Consider the following 25,842-nt stretch of genomic DNA (forward strand, 5'->3'; position numbering starts at 1 on the left):
GTCAGGGCCGCAGCGCCCTCATCAGCAGGTCCGCCAGGTGGTCGGCGACCTGCCGGGGGCTCAGCGGGCCGTCGGGGCGGTACCAGCCGGCCAGGTGGTGGACGGAGCCGAAGTGGTAGTCCACCACCAGGTCGGCGGGGGTCGCCGAGCCGAAGACGCCCGAGCGCCGGCCCTCCTCCACCAGCGCGCGGAACCGTTCGTGGTAGCGGCGCCGTTCGGCCCGTACCTGCCTGAGCTTCTCCGGGCCCAGGTGGTGCATCGACCGGAAGAAGATCTTCGTGTCGTCGAGGTTCTCGATGGTCGTCACCACGACGTCGGCCGCCGCGTCGCGCAGCCGCCGCTCGACGGGCGCGTCCGCGTCCGCGAAGGCGTCGAGCCGCTCCTGCTGCAGGCGCAGGACCCGCCCGTACACCTCGTGCAACAGGTCGTCCTTCGAGCCGAAGTAGTGGTACAGCGCACCCTTGGTGACCCCGGCCGCCCGCACGATCTCCTGTACGGAGGTGCGGTCGTAGCCCTGCTCGGCGAAGAGCCGGGTGGCGGCCGCCAGCAGTCGCTGCGGTACGGGCCTGCCGTCGTTCTCCGTCGTTCCGGCCGTCGCCGTCGTGGTAGTCATCGTCGCCACCCGCCTTTCGTGCCCGGCACACTAACCAGTCGGTATGCCGTGGCGGAAGGGCACCTCGCCGGGCACCGGCCGGCGCCGGTTCTCGTTCTTCCGCACGTAGCACAGGAGGCCGGAATGCCGCGCACGAATGAATGAACCAGCTGCAGGAAGGCTGGACATGCCCCCTTGACGGCAGGACGATGCGCGCACATTCGGACCGGCGCAGGGGGACACGGTGGCGGGCATAGGTGTGGAACCGTACTGGGAGCTGACGTTCGACGCCGAGGGGGACATGGACCCGGCCGGGCGCGAGGCCCTGATACGGGGTGTGGTGGAGGCCGGCCTCACCGATCTGGTGATCTTTGCGCACGGCTGGAACAACAGCCGCTCGCTCGCCACCGGCCTCTACCGCACCTTCTTCGCGCCCTTCCCCGCCGTGCTCGCGGGCTCCGGGGCCACCGCGTGCCTCGGGTACGGCGGCGTGATCTGGCCGTCCATGCGTTTCACCGACGAGCCCATCCCCGACTTCCCGCAGTACCGCCCCGCGCTGACGGGGCCCGGACCGGTGCTGGAGCCCGGCACCCTGGAAGCGCTGGCGGCGGTGTTCCCCGGCAGTGAGTCGCTGCTGGACCGGCTGGCCGAACTGATCGAGCGACAGCCGCAGGACCCCGCGCGCCTGGAGGAGTTCGCCGGCCTCGTCCGCGGGCTCGTCTCCCGCTCGCACCGGGGCGCGGCGGACGGCGCCACGGACCCCTTCCTCCACGACACGGACCCGGAACCGGGCCGGCCCGGTGAGCCGGCCATGTTCAGCGATGACGCGGCAACGGTGTGCGGGTGCTTCGCCGACACCCTCGCGTCCACGGGCATGGCGCCGGCCGGCCTGTTCGGGGGGCTCGGCCGGCTGTGGAGCGGCGCCCTCGAACTGCTGCGGCAGGGCTCGTACTGGGAGATGAAGCGACGCGCGGGAACGGTGGGGCAGTCGGGGCTCGGCCCGGCCCTCGGGGCGCTGGCCGAGGCCTCCCCGGATCTGCGCGTGCACCTGATCGGGCACAGCTTCGGGGGGCGGCTCGTCGCCTTCGCGCTGCGCGGGCTGCCGGAGCCCGCACAGTGCGTGCACTCCCTCACCTTGCTCCAAGGCGCCTTCTCGCACTACGCGTTCGCGCCCCGCCTGCCGTTCGCCCGGGAGCGTTCGGGGGTGCTGCACGGCGCGCACCGCCGGGTCAGGGGGCCGGTGCTGTGCTGCCATTCGCGCCACGACCTGGCGCTGAGCATGCTCTACCCGCTCGCTTCCCGGCTGTCCGGGGACGCGGAGTCCGCGCTGGGGCTGGACAACCCCCGCTGGGGCGCGATGGGCCACGACGGCGTCCAGGCCGTGGACGGCACAGGAAAGCTCACGCTGGAACAGGCGCTGGCAGGACCGCTGCCGGACTCGGGTTGCGTCAACGTCGACGTCGGGGCGGTCGTGCGGCGCGGGGGCCCGCCGTCCGGCGCGCACAGCGACATCTGCCACGGGGAACTGGCCCGTCTCATCCTGCTGGCAGGGCGGCTCGTACGCTGATCGGTGGGTGAGGATCCGCCACCTTCGCGGATGCTCACATCTGCGCGCCCGATGGGGGTAGCAGAGCGGAGTCGGCCGCGTATCGCGTCCGCAGGATCCGAATATCCGATGGATCCGATTCGCGACGGGATACGTCCCTTCCATGTCGATCCGAGTCCGCTCCGCCGGAGGTGGGATGCAGTGGCAGGTTTCAGAGCACTAGCCCGGGAAGTCCGCAATCCACGGAACACCATCGCACTGCGACGGACCTCTTTGCGCAAATGCCTCGAACGCTTCGCCCCCTACGGGCACCGGGCGACATGGCGCCACCTGTGCGCCCGCGCCGGCCTCGCCCCTGACGACCGCGCCCCCGACCCCGCCCTGCTGATCGCCGCACTGGCCGAGCTGGAGGAGGCCCGCGAGGTCTGGCTGGCGTACGAGGCCGGGTTCGCCGGCCGGCGCCGGCGCGAGAAGCACGACGGCATCCGCCAGCCCAGCGCGGTCGACGACTGGCACCGCAACACCTGGGGCGGCTGCGACATCGTGCCGTGCGCGTCGCCCGGGCTCACGCCGGACGCCCGGCTCGCGGACGTCCTGCACCGGGTGATCAAGGCCATGGAGTCCGTGCCCGGGGACGCCTGCCCGGTGTGCGCGCAGGAGCGCATCGAGTGGCGCACGGACCTGGAGCGCTACCCGCTGGAGGGACCCGTCTGCACGGACTGCGGCATCGTGGTCCCGGTGCCCGTGCTCACCCCCGCCGCGCTGTCCGCGGCACGGCGGTACACCTTCGCCGAGCGCTACGCGGCGGTGTGAGGGCGCTCCCCGGGGCGCCCCGGGGAGCGCCGGCCGGGAGCGCCGGCCGCGGAGGGCGGGCGGCGCGCGGGCGTCAGCCGGTGCGCTGGCCGTAGAGCACCGAGCCGGTGCCCAGGCCGCCGAAGCGGTCGTCCGGGTTGGACAGCGCGCACTTGTCGAGCGAGAGACAGCCGCAGCCGATGCAGTCGTCGAGGCGGTCGCGCAACGCGGCCAGCTGCTGTATCCGCTGGTCCAGCTCCACCCGCCAGACCTCGGAGAGCCGGGCCCAGTCGGCGCGGTTGGGGGTGCGCTCATCGGGCAGTTCGGCGAGCGCGTCACGGATCGTGGCGAGCGGGATGCCCACGCGCTGTGCGGCACGGATGAAGGCGACCCGGCGCAGCGCGTCCCGGTCGTAGCGGCGCTGGTTGCCCGTCGTGCGACGGCTGCCGATCAGGCCCTTCGTCTCGTAGAAGTGCAGTGCGGAGACGGCTGCGCCGCTACGCGCGGAGAGTTGCCCGACGGTGAGCTCGTGAACCTTCTTCGAAATCTGCGGCACGGCTCAGACTGTACGTCAGCTCCCGCCGGGGACGGCTCCGCCGTATCCGACCATGCGCAGTACCAGCCCCGCGTGCAGCTCGCCGACCTCGTCGGGGGTGCGCTTGCCCTCGGCGTTGAACCAGCGGGCGACGTCGATGCACAGGGAGAGCACGGCGAGGGTGGTGCCGCGCACGTCGGGGACGTCGAAGTCGCCCGTGGCGACGCCGTCCTCGATGATGGCGCGGACCGCGGCGTCGGTCTCCCGGCGCATGGCGACGATCTCCGCGTAGTGCTCCTCGCCGAGCGCGGTGAGCTCGTACTGCACGACGCGTGCGGTGGTGTGGTGCTCGGCGTGCCAGCGGACGAAGCGGCGCACGGCGGCGGCGAGCCGCTCGGCCGGGGTGCCGGCGCCGTCGCGGGCCCGGCGCAGGATGTCGAGGGCGAGCCGGTGGCCGACGCCGCTGATGCGGAACAGCACCTCTTCCTTGGTGCGGTAGTGGATGTAGAGCGCGGCGGGGCTCATGCCGGCGCGGCCGGCGATGTCACGGGTGGTGGTGGCGTGGTAGCCGCGCTCGGCGAAGGCCTGGACGGCGGCGGTCAGCAGCCGCCTCGCGGCGTCGGGCGTGACGTCGGCCCACTCGTCGGTCCGCTGCGCCTGCGAGCCCATCGCGTGCCCCGCTCTCCGGGCCCGCTCCGGGCCCCTCGCCGACAGAAAGAACGAACACCATACCCTGGGCTGAGCAAGCGCTTAGAGCGCGTACGGGTCCGGTGAGGGGGGAAGGAATGGCCTCATGACCGCTGAGCGCACCCTGCCGGTGGCGGCCACGGCACTGACCGCCACGGTGGCGGTCTGCATCACGTTCGTCGCCTTCGGCAACATCACCGACTTCGGCACCAACCAGGAATTCGTCCGGCACGTCCTGGCCATGGACACCACCTTCCAGGACGACGATCTGATGTGGCGGGCCGTCACGGACCGGACGGTCCAGGACGCCGCCTATGTGCTCATCATCGTCTGGGAGACCCTGGCCGCTCTCGTACTCCTGGCGGCCACGGCGCTGTGGGTCCGCGGCATGGGCCGGACCGGCCCCGGCTACGGCCCGGCCCGGCGGGCCACCACGTGGGGGCTGCTGATGCTCATGCTGCTCTTCGGCCTGGGCTTCATGGCCATAGGCGGCGAGTGGTTCGCGATGTGGCAGTCGGCCAAGTGGAACGGGCTGCAGGCCGCCGTCCGCAACTTCACGTTCGCCGGATTCGTGCTCGTACTGATCCATCTGCCGTCCCCGCAATGGAGCCGGGACTAGCCCGGGAAGACCACCAGTGCCCGGCCGCCGCGCCCCGCCAGCATCGCCTCGAAGGCCTGGGCTATGCCGTCGAGCCCGGTGCGGGCCGTCACCATGCCCGACAGGTCGAACCGCCCGGCGCGCACATGGGCGGCGATGACGGGGAGGTCCCGGGCCGGGTCGCTGTTGCCGTAGACGCAGCCGGAGAGCGTACGGCCGAAGTGGAAGAGCTCCAGCGCCGAGAAGGCCACCTGCTGGTCCCTGCCGCCGATGCCGACGACGGTCGTGCGGCCGCCGCGGCGCGTGGACGACCAGGCGGTGCGGATCGTATCGGCGCGGCCGACGCACTCGATGGCCACGTCCGCGCCGTGGCCGCCGGTGAGCTCACGCATGGTACGGGCGGTGTCCCCGGACGCGATGAGGAACTCGGTGGCCCCGGCGGCCCGCGCCAGCTCCTCCTTCTCCGGTGAGACGTCCACCGCCACGATCGTTTGCGCGCCCGCGATCCGCGCGGCCTGCAGCGTCGCCAGCCCCACCCCGCCGACGCCGTACACGGCCACCGACTCGCCGGCCCGCACGCGGGCGCTGTGGTGCACCGCGCCGTAGCCGGTGAGCACCGCACACCCCAGCAGGGCGGCCTCCTCCAGCGGGATGCCGTCCGGCAGCGGCAGTACGGCGCTCGCCCGCACCACGGTCTCCTCGGCGAAGACGGCGGTGCCCAGGGCGGGGTAGAGCGGTGAGCCGTCGCGGCACAGCGTGGCGTACGGGGTGGTGGCGCCGGCGGCGGCGTCCGCGCACAGCCAGGGCTCGTCCAGGCCGCAGAAGTGGCAGGCGGCGCAGGAGGGGGCCCAGTTGAGGACCACCCGGTCGCCGGGCCCCACCTGGTGCACACCCTCGCCGACGGCCGTGACGGTGCCCGCGCCCTCGTGGCCGAGCACGGCCGGCACGGGCTGCCGCAGGGTGCCGTCGGAGAGGGAGAGGTCGGAGTGGCAGACCCCGGCGGCGGCGAGCTTGATCCTCACCTGCCCGGGGCCGGGCGCGGGCAGGTCGATCCCGGTGATCTCGAGCGGTGCGCCCACAGCGGGCAGGACGGCGGCGCGGACCATGGCGAACCCTTTTCTCTGCGAGAGCGGTGTGAACAGGCGGGTCAGAACTGGAGCGACTTGGTCTGCAGGTACTCCCTCAGGCCGTGGACGCCCAGCTCCCGGCCGGTCCCCGACTGCTTGCGGCCGCCGAAGGGCGCCAGCGGGTTGAAGCGGCCGCCGTTGATGTCGACCTGCCCGGTGTCCATGCGGCGGGCGAAGGCGGCGGCACGGCCGTCGTCCCCGGCCCACACCGCGCCCGCGAGGCCGTAGGCGGTGCCGTTGACGATGCGCAGGGCCTCCTCCTCGTCCTCGTACCTCATGACCGACAGGACGGGCCCGAAGATCTCCTCCTGGGCGATGGTCATCGCGGGTGTGACGCCGGCGAAGACGGTCGGCCGGACGTAGTAGCCCTTCTCGCGGCCCTCGGGCGCCTGCGGACCGCCCTCGACGAGGCGCGCGCCCTCCTCGATGCCCTTGACGACATAGCCCCGGACCCTCTCGCGCTGTGCGGCGCTGACGACGGGCCCCAGCCGGGTGGCGGGGTCGGCGGGGTCTGCGGGTACGTACGTGCGCACCGCCTCGGCGGCGAGGCGGACGGCTTCCTCGTAGCGGTCGGCGTGGACCAGCAGCCGGGTCAGGGCGTTGCAGGACTGGCCGGCGTTGCGCAGGACGTCGGCGACGGTGACGCCGACCGCCTTGGTGAGGTCCGCTCCGGGCAGGACGACGCTCGCGGACTTGCCGCCGAGTTCGAGGGTGACGCGCTTGACGGCCGCGGCCGCGCTCGCGGCGACCTCCCTGCCGACCGCCGTCGAGCCGGTGAAGGAGACCAGATCGACGCCCGCGTGCCCGGCCAGCGCCCGGCCGGCGACCGGGCCGGCGCCGGTGACCAGGTTGAACACCCCGGCCGGCAGGCCGGCGGCCGCCACGCACTCGGCGAAGAGCTGCGCGGTCAGCGGGGTCTCCTCGGCCGGCTTGAGGACGACCGTGCAGCCCGCGGCGAGTGCGGGGGCGACCTTGGCGACGATCTGGTGCAGCGGATAGTTCCAGGGCGTGATCGCGCCGACGACGCCGACCGGTTCGTGCAGGACGGTGGAGTTGGCGATGCGCTCCTCGAACTCGAAGCCGGCGGCCAGCTCGGCGTAGGAACCGGCCACGGTGACCGGCAGGCCGGCGTGGACGGCGTACGCGAAGCCGGCGGGCGCGCCGAGCTCGGCGGTGACGGTGGCGGCGATCTCCTCGCGGCGGCCGGCGAGCGCGTCGCGCAGGGCCGCGAGGTACTCGGCGCGCAGGGCGGGCGCGGTGGCGGCCCAGCCGGGCAGCGCCGCGCGGGCGGCCCGTACGGCGGCGTCGACGTCCTCGGCGGTACCGGCGGCAACGGCTCCGATGACCTGTTCGTCGGCCGGGTTGAGGACCTCGATCGTGTCGCGGCCGGCGGCGGGCCGCCAGCTGCCGTCGATGTACATCCCGTCGTGCGCGATCACGGGCGTTCTCCTCGCGGTGCGGTTCGCTCGGTCGCCCTCGACCCTACCCACCGGTAGCAGCAACTGACAGTGCCTCCGACGTATTTGGCCGTCATGGGGCGATTTCCGAGGCGGTCTCCGCGCGTCGGGGTGGCTGATCCATTGACGCGCCCCGCCGGTATTCCTATGGTCTCCCATAGGAATCCACCGGCAGTGGGAGCACGCGATGAGCGGTAGCGGCAACGAGCAGGCGCGCAGGACGGCCGAGGGGCTGACGTACCTGTCCGGCTTCGGCAACGAGCACAGCAGCGAGGCCCTGCCCGGCGCGCTGCCGCACGGGCGCAATTCCCCGCAGCGGGCGCCGCTCGGGCTGTACGCCGAGCAGCTGAGCGGATCCGCCTTCACCGAGCCCCGGCAGCACAACCTCAGGTCGTGGCTGTACCGCATCCGCCCCTCGGCCGCGCACCCGCCGTTCACCCCGGCCGGCAACGGCGCCCTGCGGGGGGCGCCCTTCACCGAGACCGTCCCCGACCCCAACCGGCTGCGCTGGGACCCGCTGCCGGAGCCGGACGCGGGCACGGACTTCCTCGCCGGCCTGTGGACCCTGGGCGGCAACGGCGACGCCACGCAGCGCACGGGCATGGCCGTCCACCTCTACTGCGCCAACGCCTCGATGACCGACCGGGTCTTCAGCGACTCCGACGGCGAACTGCTGATCGTGCCCGAGCGCGGCGGGCTGCTGCTGCGCACCGAGTTCGGGCTGCTGCGGGCCGAGCCGGGACACGTGGCGCTGATCCCGCGCGGGGTGCGCTTCCGGGTCGAGCTGCTGGAGGGGAGCGCGCGCGGATACGTCTGCGAGAACTACGGCCGGCCCTTCGTCCTCCCCGACCTCGGCCCGATCGGCGCCAACGGCCTGGCCGCTCCCCGCGACTTCCTGGCGCCGGTGGCCGCCTACGAGGACGTCCAGGGCCCGGTCGAGGTGATCAACAAGTTCTGCGGCAACCTCTGGACGGCGACGTACGACCACTCGCCGCTGGACGTCGTCGCCTGGCACGGCAATTACCTGCCCTACGTCTACGACCTGCGCCGCTTCAACGTCATCGGCTCGATCAGCTACGACCACCCCGACCCGTCGATCTTCACGGTGCTCACCTCGCCGTCCGACACCCCTGGGCTGGCCGGCGTCGACTTCGTGGTCTTCGCTCCCCGCTGGCTGGTCGGCGAAAACACCTTCCGGCCGCCCTACTTCCACCGGAACGTGATGAGCGAGTACATGGGCCTGATCGAGGGCGCCTACGACGCGAAGACCGCCGGCAAGGGGGGCTTCGTCCCCGGCGGCGGTTCGCTGCACAACATGATGTCGGCGCACGGCCCGGACCGGGAGACCTTCGAGCGGGCGAGCGCGGCGGAGCTCAAGCCGCACAAGGTGGACGACGGGCTGGCCTTCATGTTCGAGACCCGCTGGCCGGTGACGCTGACCGGCCAGGCGGCCGGCGCCGACCACCTGCAGACGGGCTACGACGGCGTGTGGCAGGGTCTGCAGCGCCACTTCGACCGCTGACGCCGCCTTCCCCCATAGCCTCGACGGCATGGGTGGTACCCCCATCCCGGAGCCCCCGTGACCACCTTCGCCCCCGACTCCCTCGCGCTCAACCGCAAGCTGCCGCTGTGGTACCAGGTCTCGCAGTCGCTGCGCGCCTCGATACTCGGGCGGCGCCCGGACGATCCGCTGCGCCTGCCCACCGAGGACGCGCTGGCCGAGCACTACGGCGTGAGCGTGCTGACCATGCGGCAGGCGCTGAAGGAGCTGGAGGCGGAGGGGATGATCAGCCGGCACCGCCGGCGGGGCACCTTCATCGAGCCGAGCGCCCGGCGGGGCTCACCGGTGCGGCTGCTCGGTTCGGTGGACGCGATCGTCGCCCAGCAGTCCGGCGAGCGCACCTCGGTGCTCGGTCACGGCCCGGAGCCGGTCCCTGCCGAGCTGGCCGAGTACTTCCCCGGCCTGGACGAGGCGGTGGCCTACCGCCGGCTGCGCTGCGACGAGGAGTCGGGCGAGCCGACGAACTGGGCGGAGAACCTGGTCCGCCCCGAGCTGGCCGGGCGCATCGACCTCGCGGACCTCGTCCGCTGGCCGATGACGAAGGTGCTGCGGGACGCCGTGGGCGTGACGATCAGCCGGATCACGGACACGGTTGAGGCGCGGCTGGCGGACCCGGAGACGGCCCGGCTGCTCCAGGTGCCGCTGCTCAGCCCGATCCTGCACTACACGGGGGTGACCTACGACGACTCGGGCCGGGCCGTGGACGTGGCCCGCATCCGCTACCGGGGTGACCGCTTCTCCTTCACGGTCACGCTGGACGCGCATTGAGGAGACCGGGGGCGGTCACCGGCCGGGGCTCCCGCCCGGCGAAGGGGCGGGGGCAGGGGGTATGGCGGGGGTGCCGGAGGACCGGCCGGCCGCCCCCGGGGGAAGGGCGGGCCGTACGGGCCGGGTCAGGCGTGGTGGTTGCTGTGGCTGCCGAAGAGCGAGCGGCGCAACCGCCGCAACGGGGCGAAGAGGGAGACCCGTGCCGTCCGGCTCTGGCTCCCGCCCTGGACGGTGCGGGTGTGATCGCGCGAGGTGAGCTCGCGCATCAGTACGGTCGCGCCCTCGACCTCGCGCTGCGGCAGGGCGGGCCCGCCGAGCACCGCGAGGTGACGGTCGAGGCGCGCACTCGACGCACCGCTTCCGTAGTTGATGGCAGGCACACGTGCCCTGCTGCGCATTGCTATCTGATCCATGAGACTCCCCACCCGTACGAGGCACCCGGCCCAGGCAGGGTAACCCTATCGCCCATCGCGTCACCCGCGCATCGGCGGGTCCGATTCACCGTCCCGTCAAGGGGGTTGACGAGCCTGGCGTGAACCTGACGTCACTGTGCGCGAGTTGGCCAGGACAATACGGCACGAGGGAGGGGGCAATCACGCTCCGTTGCGGTACATTCACCCCGAATTGCTCTCGGGGGAGGGACGCGGCATGGACGCGAGTTCCGGTGCCGGGCGAGTGCTGGCGGGCCGTTACCGGCTGCTGGACGAGCTGGGGCGCGGCGGCATGGGCGTGGTATGGCGGGCGCGGGACGAGGTGCTGGGCCGGGAAGTGGCGGTCAAGGAGGTGCGGGCGCCCGCCGGGCTGCCCGGCCACGACGTGCACCGCCTCTACGCGCGCCTGGAGCGCGAGGGGCGCGCGGCGGCCCGCGTCTCGCACCGCAATGTCGTCACCGTTCACGACGTGACCGGTGACGAGGGCCGCCCCTGGATCGTCATGGAGCTGGTGCGCGGCATGTCGCTGGCGGACCTCCTTCAGGCGGAGGGGCCACTGGACCCGGCTCGCGCCGCGCACATCGGCGCGGAGGTGCTGGCCGCGCTCCGGGGGGCGCACGCCGTGGGCGTACTGCACCGCGACGTGAAACCAGGGAATGTACTGATAGGCAACGACGGGCGTGTCGTCCTCTCCGACTTCGGCATCGCGATGATCGAGGGCAGCTCGGCGCTGACGGCCACCGGGCAGCTGGTGGGCTCGCCCGAGTACCTGGCGCCGGAGCGGGCGCTGGGGCACCCGCCCGGGCCGGAGTCGGACCTGTGGTCGCTGGGGGTGACCCTGTACGCGGCCGTGGAGGGCATGTCGCCGTTCCGTCAGGACACCCCGCTGAGCACGCTGCGCGCCGTGGTGGATGCGGAGCTGCCGCCGGCGACCCGGGCGGGCGCGCTCTCCCCCGTACTGGAGGGGCTGCTCCGCAAGGATCCCGCCCGGCGGCTCGGCGCGGCGGAGGCCGAGCGGATGCTGCGGACGGCGGCTGCCGGCGGCGCGCCGCGCGCGACGCCGGGCGGCTATGTCCCGACAGTCGCCGCGCCGCAGGGCGCGGCCCACCGGGACGAGGGGCCGGCGCCGTTCACACCGCCGCGGGGGAACGCCGCCGCGGCGCCCGGTCCCGGAACGCCCGGGCCGGGCACACCGGCAGCGGGCACCCCCGCGCCGGACCGGCGGCGCAAGCGGGCCGCGATCGCCGTCGGCGCGCTGGTCGCGGCGCTCGCGGTGGGCGCCGCGGTCTGGGCGCTGACCGGGGGCGGCGGGACGGATGGCGGAGACTCTGCGGCGGCGGGCGGCTCGGCCGGCAGCGGCGGCAAGGACGCGGGAGCGGCCTCGAAGGAGGGCAGCGGGACTGCGGGTGCCTCGTCGTCGGGCTCCGCCGCGGCCGGGGTGAGCGTGACGATCTCCGCGCTGCGCGAGCGCTATTCCGGTCCCTGTCCGCCGCCGGAGCGCTCGGCGCCCGCGTTCAAGGCGACCGTGACCGTGGACCGGGTCCCGGCGGACGTCGTCTACCGCTGGGTGACGGGCAGTGGAGGCGTCACGGGCGGCGGGTGGAAGTCCTTCCGGCTCGGCGAGGGCACGCGCAGCCGGGTGCTCAATCACACGGAGGCCGGTCACCGGGCCTCGGACCCCGACCAGGACTGGGTCGCGCTGGAGGTCAAGAGCCCCCGGCAGCTGACGTCCCGTCGTATCGCCTTCACGGTGTCGTGCACCGGGTCCGGGACGAACGGGGGGTCGGCCCCGGGGTCCTCGGCTCCTTCGGGGTCCTCGGCGTCCTCCGGGCCGCCCGCCTCCTCCGGATACCCGGCACCGGGCCCGTCGGCCGGGTCGCCGACGGGCCCGGGCGCCTACGGCGGCGGCACGTACGGCTCAGGCCGCTGAGGCGAAGACCGGCAGGTAGCCGCCCGACTGCCCGGCGGCGGTGGGGTGGTAGGACTCGTCGACAGGGAGCGCGACGCTCTTCAGCCAGGCGCTGCCGGAGCAGAGCTCGTGACCGGCGAAGGCGGTGGTGACGTCACCGAAGTCGAAGCCGTGGTCGGCGGCGCGCTTGGCGATGACGGAGTTGATGTGGTCGGAGGCGGCGTTGATGGCCTTTCTCTTGGTGTCGCTGAGGCCGGCGCAGATGCCACCGGTTCTGTAGAAGCGCGGGTACCCCAGGACGACGACCTGTGCCCGGGGAGCTCTGGAGCTGATGGCCGAGTAGACGCCGTCGAGCTTGGCGGGCAGCTCGTTCTGGATGTACGTGCGCGCCTGGGCGATGCGGTCCAGGCAGGCGCTGTCCGTGCCGAGTACACAGGTCGACATGGTGTCGGCGAAGCCCGCGTCGTTGCCGCCGACGCTGATGCTGACGAGTCCGGTGGAGGTGTTCAGCGGGCCGAGCTGACCGCTGAGAACATCACCCGTTCGGGCTCCCGAACAGGCAGTGAAAGAGAAGCTCGTGGGGGCGTGCGCGGCTGCCCAGAGCGCTGGGTAGGCCTTGCTGCTGCGTTTACAGTCGCCGCTGGCGGAGTCGTAGCTTCCGGCGCCGACGCCGGACGAGTAGGAGTCACCGAGTGCCACATAGCCGGGAGTTGAGGACCGTTCGGCGGAGTGGGCGGTACCGGATCCGCCGAGGGCGAGGGCCGCAGTGAGGGCCAGCGCGGAGAGTGCACCCGCGCAACGGGACAGTTTCATGGGACCTCCTATAGCAGGGATTTCAACTACCTCTGTGGTAGCAGCGCCCCGGCCCTGCTGGAAGTGTCCATGCCAAAAGTGACAACAAGCTGCAGGAACAGTTGAGTTGACGGTCCGCTGACCATACGTCCGACAGTCGGACGGCATCGCCGGCTGTTCACCCGACGGACAGCCTCCGGTTGTGGCGGTGAGGCCGCCCGGTGGCTGTTTGCACGGCCTTCGCACCTTGACGGGCCTTCGCCGACTGCGCGACATTGAAGCCCGGCATCCGGCGCTTCGGGGGGCAAAGTCGCCAATGCAGAGCTTCACTGATCTCACCGGACTCGACGACGCGAAGGAACCGGGCGACGGGAGCGAGAGGGATACCGGCCGCGCCCGGCGCGGGGCGGCCGCAGGGGGCTCGCTCCCGGTGGTGGCGGGCGCCGCGGTGGCCATCGCGGGGGTGGGCGGCGCGCTGGCTCTCGCCGACATCTCCTCACCGCTGCGGGCGCCGTTCACGCTGTTCTTCCTGATCGTGGCGCCCGCGTGCGCCGTGGCCGCCGGCCTGCGCGGCCTCGACCCGCTCAGCCGGGCGGTGGTGGCCACCGGTGGGGCCGTCGCGGTGGACCTGCTCGTCGCGCAGGTCCTGCTCGCGCTGCACTCCTGGACGGTGCGGGGCGGCGTCGCCGCCGTCGCGGCCGTCAGCGCCTTCCTGCTGCTTCTTTCGTTCCTGATGGCACACGCGCGGCGCCACCGGGGCCGCGCCGCGAGAAGTCGGGCTTCCTGAGGTGGACATCAGCGTGTACCGGCCCGGCGAGCTCACCTCGGCCGACCGGGCGGCGTGGTCGGCCATGCAGGCCAGGGCGGTGGAGGACGGCTCGCCGCAGCTCGCGAATCCTTTCCTCGCGCCGGAGTTCGCACTCGCCGTCGGCCGCTGCCGGCGCGGGGCGCGGATCGCGGTCATCCAGGAGGACGGCGAGCCGGTGGCCTTCTTCCCCTTCCAGCGCTCCCCCCTGGGGGTGGGGCGCGCGATCGGGCTGGGCGTCTCGGACGCCCAGGGCCTTGTGCACCGCCCCGGATTCCAGTGGGACACGCGCGAGCTGCTGCACGCCTGCGGGCTGTCCCTGTGGGAGTTCGACCACCTGGTGGAGGGGCAGAAGCCGTTCGAGGTGGCGGCCTGCGGGTCGTACGCCTCGCCCGTCATCGACGTCGACCAGGGATACGACCGCTATCTGGCGGCGCTGCGCAAGCAGTCGCCCAAGTTCACCCGCACCACCCTCGCCAAGGCGCGCAAACTCGCCCGGGACCTCGGCGAGGTGCGCTACGTCCACGACGAGCGCGACCCGGCGGCGCTGCGCGTCCTGACGGGCTGGAAATCGGCGCAGTACCGAAGAACAGGGCGCGCGGACCGATTCGCACGCCCCTGGATCGCCCAACTCGTCGAGCAGCTGTTCCATACGCGTACCGAGTCCTTCAGCGGGCTCCTGTCGGTGCTCTACGCGTCGGGCCGGCCGGTCGCGGCACACTTCGGGCTGCGCTCGCGGACGGTGCTGGCCTGCTGGTTCCCCGCCTACGACCCGGAGTTCGCGAAGTACTCCCCCGGCCTGGTGCTGCACATGCGGATGGCCGAGGGTGCGGCGGCCGAAGGGGTGGCCTACCTGGACCTCGGGCGGGGCGGGAAGGCGTACAAGGACTCGCTGAAGACCCGTGAGCTCAGCGTCTCCGAGGGCTGGGTGACCCGGCGTCACCCGGTGGCACTCGGGTACCGGGCCCGGCGTGCGCCGGTGCGGGCACTGCGCAACACGGTGCTGGCGCGGCCGGAGCTGTTCGAGCCGGCCGACCGGCTGCTGAAGCGGATGGGGCGGCTGCGCGAGGGCGGTTGACTGACCGCCCACGACGAGGCCTGCGTCAAGAGTTGAGCCTGTGCGGATGGTTGCATAGGCGCAAAAAACACCAAAGGAGGAGTCTCCGCCCCACCTCTTGCCATACGGTCTCAAGCTTCAATACCGTCGTACATCTACCCGCATCGGCCCATCATGTCTGAGCGGCTCGGGGAGGGCTTCGCAAGCGTCGCGATGGTGTCCGGCGCGGGGCGCGGCAGGGGGTGCCGCGCTCGGCCAGTCAGCAGCGCCGAGTCGCGTGCCGCGCGACCGGCGTACTTGCCAACTCGCCCTGTCCGTACGGCGTTCCGCGCCGCCGGGTGGGGCGAGTACCCCCTTTTCGAACCGGATACACGATTGGACCGCTGGGGCAGGCGGTCCACCGGACGAGAGGGAACGAAGACCCATGAGTGCCTTCCTTCGGCCGGCGGCCAGCGAAGAGGATCCCGAGTCACCCGGCCGTTACCGGCCGGTGAGCTCGCACTTCGCGATAGCGCCACCGGTGAGCGTCGTCATTCCCGCCATGAACGAGGCGGAGAACCTTCCGTACGTCTTCAAGACCCTGCCCGACTGGATCCACGAAGTGGTTCTCGTCGACGGCAACTCCACCGACGGCACCGTCCGGGTCGCCCGTGACCTGCGCCCGGACGTCAAGGTCGTCGAACAGCTCGGCAAGGGCAAGGGCGATGCGCTGATCACCGGCTTCGCCGCCTGCACGGGCGAGATCATCGTGATGGTGGACGCGGACGGCTCCGCGGACGGCGGTGAGATCGTCAGCTATGTCTCCGCGCTGGTCGGCGGGGCGGACTTCGCCAAGGGCTCCCGCTTCGCCAACGGCGGTGGCACCGACGACATGACGCTGATCCGCAGGCTCGGCAACCGCGTCCTGACCTCCATGGTCAACCAAAAGTTCGGTGCCCGCTACACCGACCTGTGCTACGGCTACAACGCGTTCTGGAAGCACTGCCTGGACGAGATCGCCCTGGACTGCGCCGGCTTCGAGGTCGAGACCCTGATGAACATCAGAGTGGTGAAGGCCGGGCTGCGGGTCCAGGAGATTCCCAGCCATGAGTTCGTGCGCATCCACGGCACGAGCAATCTGCGGGCCGTGCGCGACGGGCTGCGCGTGCTGAAGGTGATCCTCCATGAGCGCGGCACCCGCCGTCGCCTGCGCCACCGGCGGCATCCCCTGACCATCGCGCCCACGGCGAGCCGCGGGGACGTCTCTTGAGCACTGCACCGACCGGACGGACCGGTGCGCCGAGCGTCTCGGTGGTCATCTGCGTCTACACCGAGGACCGCTGGGGCGACATCCTCGCCGCGGTGGCCTCGGTGCGCGACCAGTCCTACCCCGCCCTGGAGACGCTGCTCGTGGTCGACCACAACCCCGCGCTGCTGCGCCGGCTCGCCAAGGCCTACGGCGACGACGCGTGGGACACCTCCCAGGTCCCCGAGGCCATGGAGGAGGGCGCGGAGCCGCACCGGATCCGGGTACTGGCCAACGCCGGCCGACGGGGGCTGTCGGCGGGCCGCAACACCGGCATCGCCGCCTCCAGCGGCGAGGTCGTCGCCTTCCTCGACGACGACGCGGTGGCCGAGCGGGACTGGCTGCTGCACTTCGCCGAGGGCTACGCCGACCCCCGGGTGATGGCCGTGGGCGGCCGCACCCAGCCCGTCTGGGCCTCCCGGCGCAGGCCGGCGTGGTTCCCGGAGGAGTTCGACTGGATCGTGGGCTGTACGTACCGGGGGCTGCCGCCGGGGAAGGTGGCGGTGCGCAACGTCCTCGGCGGCAACGCCTCGTTCCGCAGGTCGGCCCTGGAGGCCGTCGGGGGCTTCGCGAGCGGCATCGGGCGCGACGGCCACCGGCTGCCGCTGGGCGGCGAGGAGACGGAGCTGTGCATCCGGCTGACGCGGGCGCTGCCGGACGCCGTGCTGCTGATCGACGACCGGTCGGTGATCCATCACCGGGTGCCGGAGGTCCGCGAGCGGTTCCGCTACTTCGGCACCCGGGCGTACGCCGAGGGCCTGTCGAAGGCGCTGGTGGCGAGCAGCGTCGGCGCCCGGGCGGGGCTGGAGAGCGAGCGCCGGTACACCACCCGCGTGCTGCCGGCCGGTGTCGCGCGCGGGGTGCGCGACGCGCTGCTGGGCCGGCCCGGCGGCGCGGGGCGGGCCGGGGCCATCGTGGCCGGGGTGTTCGCGGCCGCCGGGGGCTACGCCCTGGGCAGCCTGCGGGCGCGGCGCGGCGGGGGCCGGTTCGCGGTGGCGGCCCTCGGGCCGGCCACCGAGCTGCCCGCGTGCGAAGGGGCGGAGGTATGAGCGCGGGCCCGGTGCCGATCCTGATGTATCACGCGGTGGCGCATTCGCCCGCCCGCGCGGCGTACGCGCTGTCGGTCTCCCCGGACGCGTTCGCCGAGCAGATGGGGCTGCTGGCCGGCTTCGGCTTCACGCCGGTGACGACGGGGCAACTGGCCGCCGCCTGGCGCAGGGGCGGGCGGCTGCCCCCCAAGCCGGTGCTGATCACCTTCGACGACGGCTACGAGGGCGTGCACCGCTACGCCCTCCCCGCCCTGGCCGGACACGGCTTCGCGGCGACGCTGTTCGCCTCGACGGGCTGGCTGCGCGGCCCGCACGAGGCGGGGGGCGCGCTCGACCTCATGCTGAGCTGGAACCAGGTCCGGGAGCTCGCCGCGGCGGGATGGGAGGTCGGCGGGCACAGCCATACGCACCCGCAGCTCGATCAGCTGACCGAGGAGCGGCTGTCGTTCGAGGTGCGGCACTGCCGTGACCTGCTGGCGGCCGAACTGGGTCACCCACCCGTGTCGTTCGCCTACCCCTACGGCTACTCCAGCCGCAGGGTGCGCGGTACGGTGCGCGCGGCCGGGTTCGGGGTCTCGCTCGCCGTGGGCAACGCACTGGCCGCGCGCCGCCAGGGGCCCTACGCCCTGGAGCGGGTGACCGTGCGCCGGACCACGGGGATCGCCGAGTTCGAACGGCTTGTCGAGGGCCGGGGGCTCGGCCGGTTGTTCGCCGGGGACCGGGCCCTGACCAAGGGGTACGCCGTCGTCCGCAGAAGCCGCAGCGCCATCAGGAAAGCGACCGAGACCTGTGCCTGACACCACCGCCCGGACCGAGGAACGAACCGGGGAGAGAGCCGTGGAGCCGGCCGCCCGGCGGTTGCGGCTGCCCGGGCGGGGCACCGGCAGCCCGCTGTTCCGCAACGCCTTCGCGCTGATGCTCAACACGGGCATCAGCGCCGTCCTCGGGGTGGGGTTCTGGCTGGTCGCCGCCCGCTACTACAGCGAGGAGGCGGTCGGCCAGGGCTCGGCGGCGATCGCCGCGATGAAGCTCCTGGCGGGGCTCACGGCGGTGACCCTGACCGGGGCGCTGGCCCGCTTCATCCCCGTCGCGGGGCGCACGACGAGCCGGCTGGTCCTGCGTACGTACGCGCTCAGCTCGGTGCTCGTGGCGGTCGCGGCGGGCGTCTTCCTGGGCCTGCTCGACCTGTGGGGGCCCTCCTACCGGTTCCTGCACGGCCTGCTGCCCGGGCTCGTGTTCGTCGCGGCCGTCGTCGCCTGGTCCGTCCTCACCCTGCAGGACGGGGTGCTGACCGGGCTGCGCAGCGCGCTGTGGGTGCCGGTGGGCAACACGGTCTTCTCGGCGGTGAAGCTGGTGCTGCTGGTGGTGCTGGCGGTGGCGCTGCCCGTGTCCGGGGTGTTCGTCTCCTGGGTGGTCTCGATCGCGGTGTCGGTGGTACCGCTGGGCTGGCTGGTGTTCCGGCGGCTGGTGCCGGCGCACGTCCGGGCGACCGGGGACAGCGCACGCGTGGCGTCCTGGCGGGAGATGGGCCGCTTCCTCGCCGGTGACTACACCGGTTCGCTGTTCTCGCTGGCCGTGGTCTATCTGGTGCCGGTGATCGTCGCCGCGCAGGTCGGCTCCGCCGACAACGCCTACTTCTACATCACGTCCACCATCGCCGGCACGGTCAATCTGCTCGCCATCAACATGGGCGCCTCCCTGACCGTCGAGGGCTCGCACGACCCGGCGCGGCTGGCGGAGAACTGCCGCGCCGCACTGCGCCGGATGGCCAAGATCATGGTGCCGGTCTGTGTGCTGCTGTTCCTCCTCGCGCCGTACATACTGGGCGTCTTCGGGCGGGGCTACGCCGACGCGGCGACGCCGTTGCTGCGGTGGTTCGCGGTCGGGGCGGCGCTGCGCGTGGTGATGGAGGTCTATTTCGCGGTGCTGCGGGCGCAGAGCCGTACGGCCGGGCTGGCCTATCTGCAGGGGCTGTTGTGCGCGCTGGTCCTGGGGCTGACGTTGGTGCTGCTCCCCCGGATGGGGCTCATGGGTGCGGGTGTCGCGGAGATCTGCAGCCTGACGGTGATCTCCGCCATTGCGGCGGTGAAGCTGCGGGGCGTGCTCAAGGCGGCCCGGCCGGCGGTGCCCGGTGACGCACAGACACCGCCCGACGGGGACCTCGCCGACCTGGCCGTCCACGGGGACCGGCGGGACGACGGCGTCAAGGAGCGCGAGCCCCGCTCGCTGGGCAAGCGCTGGGCGCTGCGGCCGGCCCTCGACGCGGACACCATCCCGCTGGGGGTGCGGCTGGACATCGACCACCTGGAGCGCCGCCCCGATGTGCGGCCCGCTCCCGCCGCGGCGCAGCCGCCCCCGGCGCCGCCGGTGCCCGCCGCGCCCGGCACCCTCCGCCGGTGGTCTACGCCGCAGGCCGCGGTCTGGCTGCTGCTGACCGGGGCGCTGGCGCTGTACTGGGTGCCGCTGAAGGCCGTGGGCGAGGTGGACCTGGACGGCATGGGCGGGTTCGGGCTGGTGTCCGTCCTGCCGGTGGCGACGCTGCTGGGGGCCGGGCTGCTGGTGGCGTCGTTCGCGGCCGCGCTGTGGCTGGACCGGCCGCGCCGGTGGCTGCTGGCCGCGGTGCTGCTGGCGACCGTGGTGTCGCTGCACGCCGTGCCCGCGCTGCTGGAGGACCGGCCGCGCTTCGCCACGGCCTGGCAGCACCTGGGGTTCCTGGACTACCTCGACCGCACCGGCTCGGCCGCGCCCGACCTCGACGCGCGCTGGAGCTGGCCGGGTTTCTTCGCCCTCGCCGCGTTCGCGGCGCGCGCCTGTGGCGTGGCGGACCTCACCGAGGTGCTGCGCTGGTGGCCGCTGACCGTCCAGCTGCTGTGCCTGGCACCCCTGTTGCTGCTGATGCGGGCGGTACGGGCGAGCTGGCGGGCGAAGTGGACGGCGCTATGGCTGTTCGCACTGTGCGGCTGGGTCGGGCAGGACTACTTCTCCCCCCAGTCGCTCAACTACCTCTTCTACCTCCTGTTCGTGGCCGTCCTGCTGGTGTGGTTCCGCTGGCCCGGGCAGTTGCGCGGCAGGCTGCTGCCCGGCGAACAGGAGGTCGCGCCCGCCGGCCGCGGCACGCGGGCGGTCCTGCTGGCGCTGGTGATCATCCTGTTCGCGGCTTCGGTCGCCAGCCACCAGCTGACCCCGTTCGTCATGCTCGGCATCGTCACCGCCCTGGTCCTGGTGCGGCGGCTGACGCCGACCGGGCTGCCCCTGCTGTGCGCGGTGCTGCTGGCGGTGTGGGTGGGGTTCCTGGCCGAGCCGTACTGGTCGGGGCACTTCGACGAACTCTTCGGCGGGCTGGGCTCGCTGGGCGGCAACGTCTCCTCGTCCGTGTCGGGCCGCATCGAGGGCGGCAGCAGCACGCACAAGACGGTGCTCTACGTCCGGGTCGCGCTCGCGGGCGGCGTGCTGGCCTGCGCCGCCGTGGGCTGGTGGCGGCGGCGCAGGGCCGGGCTCGGCGACGTCGCGCTGCCGGTCCTGGCCTGTGTGCCGTTCCTCGCCTTCGGGATGCAGTCCTACGGCGGCGAGGTGGCCCTGCGCGTCTTCCTCTTCGCCCTGCCGGGCGCCTGCACCCTCGGCGCGCTCGCGCTCTTCCCCCGCCCGCACGCCGGGCGGGCCCGCGCGTACAAGGGGCCGCTGGCGGCGCTGCTGGCCGGACTGGTCCTGGTGCTGGGCTTCCTGGTGGCCCGCTGGGGCAACGAACCCTTCGAGCGCGTCCGCTCCGGCGAGGTCGCGGCCATGGACTACGTCTACCGGCACGACCGGCCGACGGTACGGCTGCTGTGGCTGAGCAGCGACACCGCGAGCGACATCACGCCCGCCATACCGTGGGGCGCCCGCGACATGGAGCGCGTGCTGTACCAGCCCGCGCTCGCCCCGCGCGATCCGGGCGAGGTGCCCGCCCTGGTGGCGGCCCTGCGCGAGGCCGGGCCCAACGCCTATCTGATGGTCAACCGCGGGCAGTCCGTCTATCTGGAGCTGAGCGCGGGCTACGCCCCCGACTGGGGTCAGCGGCTGCGGCACTCACTGGACCGGCGGCCCGAGCTGCGCCGGGCGCTGACCAATGACGACGCGGTGCTGTACGAGCTGACGGACCGGCCGGCCGGCAGCGCGCCGGAGCCCCGGCCGGGCCCGGCCGGGCCGCGGGTGACGTGGACGCCGGTGTCGGTGGCCGGCGCCCTCGCGGCAGCGGTACTGCTGGTGCTGCTGGCGGCGCGGGAGCTGGTGCGGGTGGGGGTACGGCCGGGGGTGCGGCAGCTGAGGTGGCTGCAGAGCTCCTTCTGGTTCTCGTTGCCGTTGCTGGCCGTGGTGCTGGGGTCGTTGGTGTGGCGGCTGGCGACGATGTCGTAGGGGCGGTTCAGAACAGGGACCGGTAGCACAGTGCCGCGACCGCGTGCAGGCCGGGCGCCGGGCGCCGGGGCCGGTGATGCGGCAGGACATGGCCGTTCAGAGCGGTGACGCCCGTCCTCGGATAGGTGACGCGGGTGCCGCCGCAGCGGTCCCAGCCGGGATCGCTCTCCAGCTCGCCGAGCCGCTCCATGGTGCTGCCGATCAGCCGGGGGTGGACATGGAGCGGACCCACGTCGCCGAACACGGTGGTGAGCAGGGTCAGATCGCACTGTTCGGTGTCGATGTGGAGGAAGACCTCGTCGTCGTCCTGGTAGTAGCCGTAGGCGGCGAAGGTCGGCACCACCAGGCGTCCGGTGAGCGCCCGGGCCGTGCCGGTCAGCGACAGATGGACCCGGGCCAGCAGCGGGCCGCTCGCGGCGGGGGTACCGCGCCGGGGCAGGCGCCGGGCCGTGACGGGGGTGCGCGGCCCGCGCCGCGGGATCTCGGCCACCGCGCGCCGCTCTCGGCCCTCCGCCGCGATGCGCTCGGCCAGCGCACGCTCCCACAGTCCGGGGAGGCGGACGTGGCCGTGGGCGGCGAAGGAGCGCTGTTCGGCCCGGGTCACGGCGCTCCGGAGCAGGAGGGGCGCCATGATCAGGACGTGGTCGCGACCGGCCAGGAGGCCTCGGTGGTGTAGTGGGCCAGCTCGTCCCCGGCCGGCAGGTCCAGCATGCCGGCGAAGCAGTAGCCGTCGGCCAGCGGTACCTTGATCTGCTCTCTCAGGTGTGCCTCGATGGCAGCCTTGGCACCGGGCGCGGCCTTCGCCGTCTCGACGGCTTCCCGGGGCAGGACGTAGTAGTTCTCTTCCGCGTCGACGATGACCAAGGCCTGACTCGCGTTCTCGGGCACAGCGGTCTTCCTTTCACTTTCGGGTGACGCCGCTGGAAGTCTTGCGGCGACCGGGGTGGAATGACAACCGCCGTGACAAGCCCCGGACGGATGATTCCCCGGTCACCTGTGCGCCGTCAGAGCCAGCGGATCCCGTACGCCCCGAGCTCGACCGTACGGCCGTCGACCCGCACGGTGATCGGCTTGTCCTGGGTGTTGACGACCAGGACCGACGTGCCGGACGCGAGCACCCGGATCCGCGAACGGTCCTCCTCGCCCACGTCGGCCTCGCGGAAGGCCGTGCCCGGCGGGAAGGCGCCGGCGAACCGCGTCAGCAGGTCCAGCATGGGCAACCGCCCTCCGCCGTCGGCGAGTTCGGTACTGCGCCACAGACAGCCGGGGCAGTCGCTGCCCTTTTCCTCGGGGTTCCAGTAGAACGCACCCGCCGCACCCGACTCGGCCAGGTGCATCATGGCACTGGCCTGGACGGCGACGCGGTGGGGTTCGGTCCACGTCCTGCGGCTGTCGGCCCCGTCGGCGGGCTCGACGTACCACTCGGCCCACCACACCGGCAGGTCCGTGGCCTTCCTCAGCCAGGTGGTGACGTCGGCGAACTTGCGGGTGGCCGCGAACTCGTCAGGGACGGGCCGGCTGCCCGTGCGGGTGTAGCTGGCGCCGTCGACGACGACGAAGTCCGCCCCTTCCTTGTGCTGGTCCCAGTACTCCACGGCGTCGACGGCACGCTGATCCACCGCTCCCCAGGGGCCGCTCACCCGGGAGGCGTTGGTGTCGGTCCCGGGGGCCTCGCTGTCCATGACGACGTACGGCCCGCCGACCAGGGCGTGCTTGTTCCGCTTCTTCAGCTCCTTGTAGACGAGGTTGTACAGCTCGGTGTACCCCTCGTAGTCCCAGCGGTTCCTGGATTCGTCGTAGAAGCCCTTGAACTCGTTCCAGACGATGAAGTGGCGTATGTCCGGATAGCGCTTGGCGATGACCCCGGCGAGCCTGGCGAAGTCCTTGTAGTGCGCCCGGTCGGGGGCGGTCTCCAGGGACTTCTGCGACCAGTCCGTCCGCTCGTCCCCGCCCTTCATCCAGTCGGGGGCGCAGCACAGGGTCAGGACGGGCGTGGTGCCGGTGCTGCGCATCAGCGCGACGCGCCGGTCGAGGTCGGTGAAGTTGTACGCGCCCGGCCGGGGCTCGGGGTTGTCGGCGCCCCAGCCCATGATGTGCTGGTTCTGCGGCAGCCGAACGCCGGAGAGGGTCTTCGCGGCGTTCCTGCGGGACGCGTCCTGGCCGAGGTCGGCGCTGTACTGGGTGTGGGTGAAGCCCCAGCCTATGGCGGCCGCGGCCGCGGCGGCGCCGGGCCGGCCGGCGTCGTCCCGCGAACGCCAGGCCTCGACGGAGACGGTGACCAGCGCCGCGAGGGTGAGGACCGCGGCCGTGATCAGCAGGATCAGGCGCCGTCGTGACGGCCGCGAGGGCCACCACGTGACCCGCGGCAGCGTCCGGCCTCGCCCATGACGTCGCATCACGGCAAGGGTAACCGGGGTGGAAAGGGCGTGCGGCGGCTTCTGGGCCAACGGGGTCGGAAACGGGGAAAACCCGGGTGCGCCGGGGCGATCCGTGCCGGATCATGGGCGGCATGTGTGCCGACACGAGTGCCGACCGCCCACCGTCCCCGCTCGTCCGGCTCAACGTGGACAGCGACGCTCCGGCCGACGTCATCGACGCCCTCTTCCTCGGCCCCTTCACGCGTGGCGACCAGCCTTACGCCCGGGGCCACTCCGTGGAGCGCGTGCGCTCCGGCGCCTCGCTGCTGCCGCCCGAGGCACGGGTGGTGCGCTCGGCGCGCGACGACGACCGCCGGGTGCTCCTCGCCGAGGGCGAGGGCTGGTCACTGCTGGCGGCGCGCTGGAACCGCAGCGCGGACGTGACGGTGACGGCCGTCAGCGACGAGCTGGCAAGGACGGTGCTGGAGCAGGCGGTGGAGGGCGCGGAGGACGACCCCGAACCGCAGCCCGAGCACGTCACCATGGGCTTCTGGTACCTCTCCCCCCGGCGCGGCCCGCACCGCACCACCCGGCAGATCTCCGCCGGCACCTGGGACGAGGTCCGGGCCAACTACACGGCTCCGGTGGCCGATGCGATGGGCCGGCTGATGAAGGTCACCCCCGACGACATCGCGGGCCGGCTGCTGCTCCTGCACGGCCCGCCGGGCACGGGCAAGACCTCCGCGCTGCGGACGCTGGCCCGCTCGTGGCGCGACTGGTGCCAGGTGGACTGCGTGCTGGACCCCGAGCGGCTGCTGAACGACGTGGGCTATCTGATGGACATCGCGATCGGCGAGGACGACGGGTCGGCGAAGGGCCGCTGGCGGCTGCTGCTCCTGGAGGACTGCGACGAACTGATCCGCGGCGAGGCGCGGCACGCGGCCGGCCAGGCGCTGTCGCGCCTGCTGAACCTGACGGACGGGCTGCTGGGGCAGGGCCGCAACGTCCTGGTGGGCGTCACCACCAACGAGGACCTGGAGCGGCTGCATCCCGCGGTGGTGCGTCCGGGGCGGTGCCTGGCCCGGATCGAGGTGGGGCCGCTGACCCGGACGGAGGCGGTGGGGTGGCTGGGCCGCGAGGAGGGCGTGGGGCGCTCGGGGGCGACGTTGGCGGAACTCTTCGCGTTGCGGCGGGGCGTGGGACCGGCGTCGGTGCCGGCGCAGCCGCATGAGGGAGCGGATGCGGGGTTGTACCTGTAGCCGGGGCTCCGCCCCGGACCCCGGTCCTCAATCTCCCCCAGCTACCGCTGGGAGGTACCCCCGGACGGGCTGAAATTCAGCCCGTCCGGCGATTGAGGACAAGAGACGGTGAGAGGGCGGGCCAGGGGCAAGTTCAGTCCCCGTACGCCACCCGCAAGGCGTCCTGCACCGCGGCCAGCGCCGCACCGGCGTCCAGGCCCAGACGGTGCGCACGCTGCGCATAGGCGGCCGCCGCCGCGGCCGCCTCGCGGTCGGCCGTGTCGCCCGGAGCCGCGATGAACGTGCCGTTGCGGCCGCGCGTCTCGATGACGCCGTCCGCTTCCAGCGCCCGGTAGGCCTTGGCCACGGTGTTGGCGGCGAGGCCCAGTTCCTCGGCGAAGCCGCGTACGGTCGGCAGCTTGTAGCCCACCGGGAGCGCACCCGAGCGTGCGCGCTCGGCGATGCGGGCGCGGATCTGCTCGTAGGGGGGTTCGGCGGCGCCCGGGTCGACGGTCATCTGCAAAGCCATACCGCCATTGTGCGCCAGAGCTCCGGCCCCGCGCCGTACCCCGCAGCCGGATGTCGAGACCCAGGACCACTTCCGTGGCGGCACGGAAGGAGTCGCCCGCGTCCTCCGCGAGCGCCTGCGCGACGGTGGCGCAGAAGGGCACGCGGGCCTCCAGGCCGACGGCCATGCCGGCCCGGTCCGTGCGGTCGAGGAGCATCCGCACGAAGCGGGTCAGGTGGAGGTGGCCGGTCTCGCGCATGCGCCGCTGCGCCGCGGTCCGGCCGGCCGTCTCCGGCGGACCGCGGCTGCGACGTCACACCCGCATAGATGCATCCAACATCTACTTTCGCCAGGGC

At 73.0% G+C, this 25,842-nt stretch carries 24 protein-coding genes and 1 pseudogene; 13 read left to right on the top strand and 12 right to left on the bottom strand.

Annotated features, from left to right (window positions below):
* Position 1: 1 nt before the first annotated feature.
* On the bottom strand, positions 2-613 hold the full coding sequence (locus AB0F13_RS14655) for a TetR/AcrR family transcriptional regulator (protein ID WP_362080647.1): 612 nt from the start codon (positions 611-613) through the stop codon (positions 2-4).
* A gap of 238 nt (positions 614-851) precedes the next feature.
* Between AB0F13_RS14655 and AB0F13_RS14660 the strand changes: the two genes are divergently transcribed.
* Positions 852-2,159 (top strand): serine-threonine protein kinase, encoded by a 1,308-nt coding sequence (locus tag AB0F13_RS14660; RefSeq protein WP_362080650.1) that lies wholly within the window; start codon positions 852-854, stop codon positions 2,157-2,159.
* Positions 2,160-2,339: 180 nt separating this feature from the next.
* Complete coding sequence (locus tag AB0F13_RS14665; RefSeq protein WP_362080652.1) at positions 2,340-2,951, top strand: hypothetical protein; 612 nt, start codon at positions 2,340-2,342, stop codon at positions 2,949-2,951.
* Between the two features lie 73 nt (positions 2,952-3,024).
* On the opposite strand, the gene soxR is transcribed toward AB0F13_RS14665, so the two are convergent.
* Together soxR and AB0F13_RS14675 are read right to left on the bottom strand one after the other, a co-directional pair.
* Positions 3,025-3,486: a redox-sensitive transcriptional activator SoxR gene (gene soxR / locus AB0F13_RS14670; protein ID WP_362080655.1), complete on the bottom strand. Its 462-nt coding sequence runs from the start codon at positions 3,484-3,486 to the stop codon at positions 3,025-3,027.
* Between the two features lie 15 nt (positions 3,487-3,501).
* Positions 3,502-4,134, bottom strand: coding sequence for a TetR/AcrR family transcriptional regulator (locus AB0F13_RS14675; protein WP_362080658.1), 633 nt, complete (start codon positions 4,132-4,134; stop codon positions 3,502-3,504).
* Between the two features lie 124 nt (positions 4,135-4,258).
* On the opposite strand from AB0F13_RS14675, the gene AB0F13_RS14680 reads away from it, so the two are divergent.
* Positions 4,259-4,771, top strand: a complete 513-nt coding sequence (locus AB0F13_RS14680) for a DUF2165 domain-containing protein (RefSeq protein WP_362080661.1) — start codon at positions 4,259-4,261, stop codon at positions 4,769-4,771.
* On the opposite strand, the gene AB0F13_RS14685 is transcribed toward AB0F13_RS14680, so the two are convergent.
* Together AB0F13_RS14685 and AB0F13_RS14690 are read right to left on the bottom strand one after the other, a co-directional pair.
* Positions 4,768-5,856 carry a Zn-dependent alcohol dehydrogenase gene (locus tag AB0F13_RS14685; protein ID WP_362080664.1) on the bottom strand — a complete coding sequence of 363 codons (1,089 nt, stop codon included), beginning with the start codon at positions 5,854-5,856 and terminating at the stop codon, positions 4,768-4,770. The genes AB0F13_RS14680 and AB0F13_RS14685 overlap by 4 nt on opposite strands.
* Positions 5,857-5,897: 41 nt before the next feature.
* Positions 5,898-7,316 (bottom strand): aldehyde dehydrogenase family protein, encoded by a 1,419-nt coding sequence (locus tag AB0F13_RS14690; protein ID WP_362080667.1) that lies wholly within the window; start codon positions 7,314-7,316, stop codon positions 5,898-5,900.
* A 205-nt stretch (positions 7,317-7,521) separates the two neighbouring features.
* Here AB0F13_RS14690 and hmgA point away from each other — a divergent pair, with 205 nt between their 5' ends.
* Entirely contained in the window at positions 7,522-8,856 is a 1,335-nt protein-coding gene (gene hmgA / locus AB0F13_RS14695) for a homogentisate 1,2-dioxygenase (RefSeq protein WP_362080670.1), read from the top strand.
* Positions 8,857-8,913: 57 nt separating this feature from the next.
* Positions 8,914-9,663 carry a GntR family transcriptional regulator gene (locus tag AB0F13_RS14700; protein WP_362080672.1) on the top strand — a complete coding sequence of 250 codons (750 nt, stop codon included), beginning with the start codon at positions 8,914-8,916 and terminating at the stop codon, positions 9,661-9,663.
* 125 nt (positions 9,664-9,788) lie between these two features.
* Here the strand turns inward: AB0F13_RS14700 and AB0F13_RS14705 are convergent, their stop codons facing one another.
* Positions 9,789-10,076, bottom strand: a complete 288-nt coding sequence (locus AB0F13_RS14705) for a hypothetical protein (protein WP_362080675.1) — start codon at positions 10,074-10,076, stop codon at positions 9,789-9,791.
* Positions 10,077-10,311: 235 nt separating this feature from the next.
* On the opposite strand from AB0F13_RS14705, the gene AB0F13_RS14710 reads away from it, so the two are divergent.
* Positions 10,312-12,024 carry a serine/threonine-protein kinase gene (locus AB0F13_RS14710; protein WP_362080678.1) on the top strand — a complete coding sequence of 571 codons (1,713 nt, stop codon included), beginning with the start codon at positions 10,312-10,314 and terminating at the stop codon, positions 12,022-12,024.
* Here the strand turns inward: AB0F13_RS14710 and AB0F13_RS14715 are convergent.
* The gene (locus AB0F13_RS14715) at positions 12,013-12,816 is read right to left on the bottom strand and encodes an SGNH/GDSL hydrolase family protein (RefSeq protein ID WP_362080681.1); all 804 of its coding nucleotides are present in this window, start codon (positions 12,814-12,816) and stop codon (positions 12,013-12,015) included. The two genes, AB0F13_RS14710 and AB0F13_RS14715, sit on opposite strands and share 12 nt — an antisense overlap.
* Positions 12,817-13,111: 295 nt before the next feature.
* On the opposite strand from AB0F13_RS14715, the gene AB0F13_RS14720 reads away from it, so the two are divergent.
* From AB0F13_RS14720 to AB0F13_RS14745, 6 genes are all read left to right on the top strand, one after another.
* A complete protein-coding gene (locus AB0F13_RS14720; protein WP_362080684.1) occupies positions 13,112-13,582 on the top strand; it encodes a hypothetical protein in 471 nt (156 codons plus the stop codon).
* A gap of 1 nt (position 13,583) precedes the next feature.
* Positions 13,584-14,678 carry a GNAT family N-acetyltransferase gene (locus tag AB0F13_RS14725; RefSeq protein WP_362080686.1) on the top strand — a complete coding sequence of 365 codons (1,095 nt, stop codon included), beginning with the start codon at positions 13,584-13,586 and terminating at the stop codon, positions 14,676-14,678.
* A 403-nt stretch (positions 14,679-15,081) separates the two neighbouring features.
* The gene (locus tag AB0F13_RS14730; protein ID WP_362080689.1) at positions 15,082-15,906 is read left to right on the top strand and encodes a glycosyltransferase family 2 protein; all 825 of its coding nucleotides are present in this window, start codon (positions 15,082-15,084) and stop codon (positions 15,904-15,906) included.
* Positions 15,903-16,991: a glycosyltransferase family 2 protein gene (locus AB0F13_RS14735; RefSeq protein ID WP_362080692.1), complete on the top strand. Its 1,089-nt coding sequence runs from the start codon at positions 15,903-15,905 to the stop codon at positions 16,989-16,991. The genes AB0F13_RS14730 and AB0F13_RS14735 overlap by 4 nt, the downstream gene beginning before the upstream one ends.
* Positions 16,988-17,788, top strand: coding sequence for a polysaccharide deacetylase family protein (locus AB0F13_RS14740; RefSeq protein WP_362080695.1), 801 nt, complete (start codon positions 16,988-16,990; stop codon positions 17,786-17,788). Before AB0F13_RS14735 ends, AB0F13_RS14740 begins: the two co-directional genes overlap by 4 nt.
* 40 nt (positions 17,789-17,828) lie before the next feature.
* Complete coding sequence (locus AB0F13_RS14745; RefSeq protein ID WP_362080698.1) at positions 17,829-21,383, top strand: lipopolysaccharide biosynthesis protein; 3,555 nt, start codon at positions 17,829-17,831, stop codon at positions 21,381-21,383.
* A gap of 7 nt (positions 21,384-21,390) precedes the next feature.
* On the opposite strand, the gene AB0F13_RS14750 is transcribed toward AB0F13_RS14745, so the two are convergent.
* From AB0F13_RS14750 to AB0F13_RS14760, 3 genes are all read right to left on the bottom strand, one after another.
* Positions 21,391-22,014 carry a hypothetical protein gene (locus tag AB0F13_RS14750; protein ID WP_362080701.1) on the bottom strand — a complete coding sequence of 208 codons (624 nt, stop codon included), beginning with the start codon at positions 22,012-22,014 and terminating at the stop codon, positions 21,391-21,393.
* A gap of 2 nt (positions 22,015-22,016) precedes the next feature.
* Complete coding sequence (locus AB0F13_RS14755) at positions 22,017-22,271, bottom strand: hypothetical protein (RefSeq protein ID WP_362080704.1); 255 nt, start codon at positions 22,269-22,271, stop codon at positions 22,017-22,019.
* 116 nt (positions 22,272-22,387) lie between these two features.
* Positions 22,388-23,779 carry a xylan 1,4-beta-xylosidase gene (locus AB0F13_RS14760; RefSeq protein ID WP_362080706.1) on the bottom strand — a complete coding sequence of 464 codons (1,392 nt, stop codon included), beginning with the start codon at positions 23,777-23,779 and terminating at the stop codon, positions 22,388-22,390.
* Positions 23,780-23,892: 113 nt separating this feature from the next.
* Between AB0F13_RS14760 and AB0F13_RS14765 the strand changes: the two genes are divergently transcribed.
* The gene (locus AB0F13_RS14765; RefSeq protein ID WP_362080708.1) at positions 23,893-24,999 is read left to right on the top strand and encodes a DUF5925 domain-containing protein; all 1,107 of its coding nucleotides are present in this window, start codon (positions 23,893-23,895) and stop codon (positions 24,997-24,999) included.
* A gap of 133 nt (positions 25,000-25,132) precedes the next feature.
* Here the strand turns inward: AB0F13_RS14765 and AB0F13_RS14770 are convergent, their stop codons facing one another.
* Entirely contained in the window at positions 25,133-25,507 is a 375-nt protein-coding gene (locus tag AB0F13_RS14770; protein ID WP_362080711.1) for a GntR family transcriptional regulator, read from the bottom strand.
* A gap of 130 nt (positions 25,508-25,637) precedes the next feature.
* Positions 25,638-25,754 (bottom strand): annotated as a pseudogene (locus AB0F13_RS14775) (asparagine synthase-related protein); the annotation flags it as partial.
* Positions 25,755-25,842: the final 88 nt, after the last annotated feature.

The sequence above is a fragment of the Streptomyces sp. NPDC026206 genome, assembly GCF_040638465.1.
Taxonomy (GTDB): Bacteria; Actinomycetota; Actinomycetes; order Streptomycetales; family Streptomycetaceae; genus Streptomyces.

What these genes read in the sequence shown, in the direction of transcription:
- AB0F13_RS14655 (WP_362080647.1), bottom strand. Translation starts at nt 613, where the DNA reads ATGACTACCACGACGGCGACGGCCGGAACGACGGAGAACGACGGCAGG.
- AB0F13_RS14675 (WP_362080658.1), bottom strand. Translation starts at nt 4,134, where the DNA reads ATGGGCTCGCAGGCGCAGCGGACCGACGAGTGGGCCGACGTCACGCCC.
- AB0F13_RS14680 (WP_362080661.1), top strand. Translation starts at nt 4,259, where the DNA reads ATGACCGCTGAGCGCACCCTGCCGGTGGCGGCCACGGCACTGACCGCC.
- AB0F13_RS14685 (WP_362080664.1), bottom strand. Translation starts at nt 5,856, where the DNA reads ATGGTCCGCGCCGCCGTCCTGCCCGCTGTGGGCGCACCGCTCGAGATC.
- hmgA (WP_362080670.1), top strand. Translation starts at nt 7,522, where the DNA reads ATGAGCGGTAGCGGCAACGAGCAGGCGCGCAGGACGGCCGAGGGGCTG.
- AB0F13_RS14705 (WP_362080675.1), bottom strand. Translation starts at nt 10,076, where the DNA reads ATGGATCAGATAGCAATGCGCAGCAGGGCACGTGTGCCTGCCATCAAC.
- AB0F13_RS14710 (WP_362080678.1), top strand. Translation starts at nt 10,312, where the DNA reads ATGGACGCGAGTTCCGGTGCCGGGCGAGTGCTGGCGGGCCGTTACCGG.
- AB0F13_RS14715 (WP_362080681.1), bottom strand. Translation starts at nt 12,816, where the DNA reads ATGAAACTGTCCCGTTGCGCGGGTGCACTCTCCGCGCTGGCCCTCACT.
- AB0F13_RS14720 (WP_362080684.1), top strand. Translation starts at nt 13,112, where the DNA reads ATGCAGAGCTTCACTGATCTCACCGGACTCGACGACGCGAAGGAACCG.
- AB0F13_RS14730 (WP_362080689.1), top strand. Translation starts at nt 15,082, where the DNA reads ATGAGTGCCTTCCTTCGGCCGGCGGCCAGCGAAGAGGATCCCGAGTCA.
- AB0F13_RS14740 (WP_362080695.1), top strand. Translation starts at nt 16,988, where the DNA reads ATGAGCGCGGGCCCGGTGCCGATCCTGATGTATCACGCGGTGGCGCAT.
- AB0F13_RS14750 (WP_362080701.1), bottom strand. Translation starts at nt 22,014, where the DNA reads ATGGCGCCCCTCCTGCTCCGGAGCGCCGTGACCCGGGCCGAACAGCGC.
- AB0F13_RS14760 (WP_362080706.1), bottom strand. Translation starts at nt 23,779, where the DNA reads ATGCGACGTCATGGGCGAGGCCGGACGCTGCCGCGGGTCACGTGGTGG.
- AB0F13_RS14765 (WP_362080708.1), top strand. Translation starts at nt 23,893, where the DNA reads ATGTGTGCCGACACGAGTGCCGACCGCCCACCGTCCCCGCTCGTCCGG.
- AB0F13_RS14770 (WP_362080711.1), bottom strand. Translation starts at nt 25,507, where the DNA reads ATGGCTTTGCAGATGACCGTCGACCCGGGCGCCGCCGAACCCCCCTAC.